3 protein-coding genes and 1 CRISPR repeat array are annotated in these 4,901 nt (G+C 46.5%); all 3 genes read left to right on the top strand.

Annotated elements, in window-relative coordinates; genetic code table 11:
• Positions 1–62: 62 nt before the first annotated feature.
• A CRISPR array of direct repeats spans positions 63–467; the repeat unit is 37 nt; unit sequence GAAGACCCGAAGCAATTTGCCGAAAGGCATTGGAGAC.
• Positions 468–1,191: 724 nt separating this feature from the next.
• Positions 1,192–2,379: a hypothetical protein gene (locus SGI98_09375; GenBank protein MDZ4743613.1), complete on the top strand. Its 1,188-nt coding sequence runs from the start codon at positions 1,192–1,194 to the stop codon at positions 2,377–2,379.
• Between the two features lie 170 nt (positions 2,380–2,549).
• On the top strand, positions 2,550–3,689 hold the full coding sequence (locus SGI98_09370; protein ID MDZ4743612.1) for a metallophosphoesterase: 1,140 nt from the start codon (positions 2,550–2,552) through the stop codon (positions 3,687–3,689).
• Positions 3,686–4,901, top strand: a 1,216-nt coding sequence (locus tag SGI98_09365) for an AAA family ATPase (protein MDZ4743611.1), incomplete at its 3' end; no start/stop codon positions are given. The genes SGI98_09370 and SGI98_09365, both read left to right, overlap by 4 nt.

Here is a 4,901-nt window from a genome sequence, read left to right as displayed (position 1 = left end):
CAATTTGCCGAAAGGCATTGGAGACGTATTACGAAACTAGATGTGTACTTGATTGTCGTTTTGAAGACCCGAAGCAATTTGCCGAAAGGCATTGGAGACTTGGGTGCATAGGAGTATTGTTCAATTTTGCCAACAGGAAGACCCGAAGCAATTTGCCGAAAGGCATTGGAGACCACGTGCCCCCGTGAAACGATCCACGATACCAATAACGAAGACCCGAAGCAATTTGCCGAAAGGCATTGGAGACGCGTGTTTAGTTTTTCCATGTTTTTTTCTTTCAAAGAAGACCCGAAGCAATTTGCCGAAAGGCATTGGAGACTAGATCACTACTTGGAACATTCCCTTTTTCCCGGTGAGAAGACCCGAAGCAATTTGCCGAAAGGCATTGGAGACGTGCCTTTGTAGAAGTGACCATATTTCCATGTACCAGGAAGACCCGAAGCAATGTGCGCTTTGTTAAGAAGAAGGAATAATGAGCGCGTGTTGGCTGAGGACAGCCGATTGCCGAAAGGCATTGGAGACGCCTAAATGCTTAACCGTTAAGCATTCGTCCCTCGGAAGACCCGAAGCAATGTGCGCTTTGTTAAGAAAAAGGAATAATAAGCGCGTGTTGGCTGAGGACAGCCGATTGCCGAAAGGCATTGGAGACGTTTGATGCGTTCGGTGGGCATGAGATGAAGATACTGATCTGCACTGGGAAAAGTCGACATGAGATTCTCATGACGAGCGAGAATGAGAAGATGATCCTAATATCATGAGACCCTATTCAAGTCTTCTCTGTGTCTTAATACTCGTGAGCAAATCCGGACTGTTCATGTACATGGATTTGATCAAAATCTGATACGTCAATAATAATGTTATTATTGACTCATCACACATCATGGATCGCTTAGTCAATATCAGTCTCATGTAGATGGACTTGATTATTTCATATTTACGATTGACAGGAAATATAAGCTTCTGCGGTGGATTTTTTTAACTATTTTGCCGGTACCCCCGTAAATGTCTGATGGGTGGTGTATAATAGGGGGAGTATTCAAGAAATAATCTAAAGCACTTATTAGAAATAACGTAGGTAATACTTTGGACGTTTGGGATAGGTTTTGTCAGTGGGGGGGCTGACAAGGTCCACATGTATATAGGGGTGTGATCACAAACGCGAAAAATACAACCATGAGGAGGAAGCTGAGTATGAACCGGATTTGTCATCAATCTACAGGTGTTACCGACTCGAAACGAGGCAAGGATCAGGACATTTTGACTCACAAGGAGTTTATCCTATTTTTCAAACAACGACTGGAAAAGATATTTGATACTGAAGTGGAGGACCTCGACTCGTATGCCGAGAAAACAGTCGTGAATTGTTACTCATTTTCTTTTGGAGGATCATATATCATGGTTCACTACGAGGAATTAACCGATCAAAGTTCATTGCTCCACTACGAAATTCATTATGGGTGTATGCATAGCAATTTGATGTTGGCAGTCAAATGGATGGAGGCTCATCTCCAAGACGGGGTGCTGAAAGTATCACGACCCGAGCCTAACGACCGGGTTTTAGGGGACCTCTTTTTAACGGGGACACAGCTTTGCCATCATACCGAGAGACGTGGATTGGAAGCGTACCTGGAGTATATCAAGGAGTGTTTAAATCAATTACGGTTTTCACTGGATGGATGGTTTCCACACAGTATGCCAGGGTTTTATAAAGGAATGATGCTCACAGTGCTACCGGGGATGGGATGGGATTTTATTACGAAGATGTTTTATTTACGGGATTATTTAGAGGATCAAGTCAAAGAAATCCCTTCAGAGAACCATAAGTTTGATGATTTTATCTATTATACATTTCTTTCGTGGAAAGACTGGGGGAAAGCCATGGAGTATATCGAAAAAGAGGTTCCAGACCATGTCCAGGGAGTGAAAAGGGTTTTGAGGGCGAACAGGAATGTCTGCCGCCGGATCCGTTGCCTTTTGGGATTAGGCAGGGTTAATGAAGCGGAGGCGTGTTTAGACGAGCTAGAGGATTGCCGTGATGATTATCAATACACATGGAATGCACAGGATCTAAAAATGAGAATCCTCTATGCTGGCGAGAAATTTGACGACCTATTGCAGTTTGCTAATGGCCCGGAAGTAGTGGAGTCGCCGCGGATCGCTTTCTGGAAGTCGATGACAGCGATCAAGATGAATGAGGTGGATGAGGCCATGAGTCAGTGTCTCGCGTATGAAAAAGAATGCGGGTTCGACTTATTGCTGCGGCATAAAATCAGTCATCGGTTTCATACGGAGTTCAAGGTATGTACGGAGTATTCGAAATATTTGAGTAACATTGAATTGACTGATGATCACCATGGCGAAATGACCGGACAGGAATAGTCTAAGACAACAGGATGTCCGCTGACGTCCTGTTTCTTTTATTCACACGATAATGAGCCTATAATCAAAAACCTTTGATAATAGAGGATATCGGGGATCTATCCGATGGGGTCGAGGAAGAAGAATCTGAACACTTTAACAAAAATCACGAATAAGAGGATTAAAAAACAATGAAATTCATCCATACATCTGATTGGCAGCTCGGGGCGGGTTTCGGCCAGATCCCGGGGGACGGTGGGGCATTACTACGCACGCAGAGGATTAAAACCCTCGAAACTATCGGGCAAGTGGCTAAAGCAAAGGGGGCAGAGTTTATCGTTGTCGCAGGGGATATTTTCGATAGTCACGGTGTGGGTAGTGACACGATCGTCAAGGCATGTGCTGCCCTCAGGCAAATTGCGTTACCGGTGATTTTGATAACGGGTAATCATGATGGTTATCGTGAGCCTGATAACCTATATGAAAGGAAATGTTGGAAGGAGCACTGCCCTGATAATGTTACGATATGCCAGACGGTTGACCCGGTCGTCTTGGATCAGTTCAAGGTGGTGATATTCCCATGCCCCCTGAGTCGGAAGCTGGTTATTGTAGATCCGACGGAGCATCTCGCTCAAGTGGCTGCCACATTCGCAAAAAGTGATTACCTCCGGATCGGCCTAGCCCACGGCCCGGTTCACGGTTTCGAGATTGAGGATGGAGAAGGGGGTGGAGGAGTCATTGATGCCCCTGGAGCCGTCAAAAATGCGCAATTGGATTATTTGGCCCTAGGCGATTGGCACGGCACCCTCAAAGTCGGGGATCGTATTTGGTATAGTGGCACACCGGAAACAGATCGTTTCAGAAATAATGACTCGGGCAATGTCCTTTTAGTCAGTCTAGACGGGAAACAATCACTCCCGGTCGTCGAATCGATCTGCACGACAGCCTACGAATGGTTGATGGAGAATCGGAATATCCAGAACAAGGATGATGTCGAGAGCCTGAAAGATTGTTTGAAGGGAATCGACCGTCCGGCGGGCAAATTGCTCAGGATAGAGCTTTCTGGAGTGCTTAATATGGAGCTGCTCCATGAGCTACAGGATGTGATAGAAAACCAGCGGGCAGCCCTCCTTTACCTGAGGGATTACGTCGATATCCTCCTCGAGCCTAGTCCGGAAGAAATTGCCGGGATATCAGAAGGGGGATTTGTCCGTAATACCGTCGAAAAGCTCCAAGCAATCATGAAGTCCGCTCAGGGGGAGGCTGCGGAGGATGCAAAGCTCGCTCTCCAGATTATGTATCAATACTCTAAAAATGAGGTGGTCCTATGAGATTAATTTCTACAAAGATAAAAAACTATCGTATTCACTGTGGGGATCATCCCTTGGAAATCAACTTTGATCCATCCATGCAGCTCATTCACGGCCCGAATGAAGCCGGGAAATCCACGGTGATGAATGCCATTCATGACGCCTTGTTTGTTAAAGCTCGTGGGAATGCTGAGACCCACAAACGGATGAGGCCTCATAATGATTCCAAACCTGAAATCGAGGTGGTCTTTGAATCAGGTGGGAATAAATACTCCTTGGTAAAGAAATTTACCGGGCCCAATGGGACATGTGAACTCAGTATTACCTCTCTAGACGGACGGAGAGAAAACCTGGCCGGTGATGATGCTGAGACGAAGCTGGCTGAGATTCTCGGAAGGTTGCCCCAAGGCGGTAGAGGGGAAACCCCTGGCCTCTGGCGTTTATGCTGGGTACACCAAGGTGAAAGCGGGCTGAATCCCGCCGCACAAATCACTCCGGATGCACGTGCCTCCCTTGGCCAGATTCTCCGTGCGCAGACCGGGCAAGCCATTGGTTCTGCAGGGGATGCACTCTTTCTCAAAAAGATGATGAACGAACGTGATCTCATGATGAGAGAAAATGGTGAGCCACGGGCTAATACCGATTGGCAGAAGGCTAATGACCTTCAAAAATCCCTCTCGGAGGAACTTGATAAACTTAAGAATTCCCTAGAAGAGCAACACCGAGATTTCGCCAATCTGAAAAATACCACCACGCAATTATCAGAGATTGAGGAATCCATTCCTGGGTACGAAAATGGAATCAAAGACATGGAGGAACAACTCGAAAAGTGTCGCGAGATCGAGGCCGGCATGAATACACTGGTTTCCCGTAAAATGGAAAAGGGGCATCTCCTCCAAAATGCCCAAGCACAGTCATCGCGGTTGACTCGGTTAAAGAGCGAGATCGAGGCGTCCGAAAAGGATGTGGATGATGCCTGCGCAAAATGCGACACAGCCACGCAGGAATTAGCCGCCAGTCAGACTGACCTGCCGAAATTACGTTCCGATCTAGAACGTCAGCAGAATGATCTCGAAGGAAAAATCTCTGAGCTGGATCTCTCAAAGGCGGTTAATGAATATGCCGCCCTAGCGAAGGGGAAAAGTCAATCCAGCGCATTACTCGAAAAGGGCGAGGATATTGAAAAGCAAATTGTTGAGAAAGAGAGGGATCACTCCTTGATCAAGGTGACCT

Source organism: Verrucomicrobiota bacterium, from assembly GCA_034440155.1.
In the GTDB taxonomy this organism is placed as follows: domain Bacteria; phylum Verrucomicrobiota; class Verrucomicrobiia; order JAWXBN01; family JAWXBN01; genus JAWXBN01.
This window is presented reverse-complemented; position numbering and strand designations above follow the sequence as displayed.